The 263-nt window shown below is 53.2% G+C and carries 1 protein-coding gene; it reads left to right on the forward strand.

Features of this window, described 5'->3' with window-relative positions; genetic code table 11:
* A partial coding sequence (locus DXX99_RS11175; protein ID WP_165847852.1) for a transposase occupies positions 1-263 on the forward strand: 263 nt, incomplete at both ends.

Genomic DNA, 263 nt, shown 5'->3' on the forward strand with positions numbered 1-263 from the left:
CTGCCGGAAGGAGGCAGAGCTAATCCTGGATCGTCTGATCTTAAACACTCGGGAGGCGAGCGACGTTGCGCTGGTTCAATGGGGGAGAACGCTTCGTAGCTGGAGGGAAGAGATTCTCGCTTATCACAACTGGCGAGTTACTAACGGTTACACCGAGGGTGTCCATACTAAGATCAAGCTCCTCAAGCGGATAAGTTACGGTTTTCGGAACCGCGGGGTCTATGTGCGAAAGATGCTCTTAGCTTTTCTCCCCTTGGCTTGGC

Origin of the sequence: Ammonifex thiophilus (assembly GCF_003368535.1) — a bacterium.
Lineage (GTDB): Bacteria > Bacillota > Desulfotomaculia > Desulfotomaculales > Ammonificaceae > Ammonifex > Ammonifex thiophilus.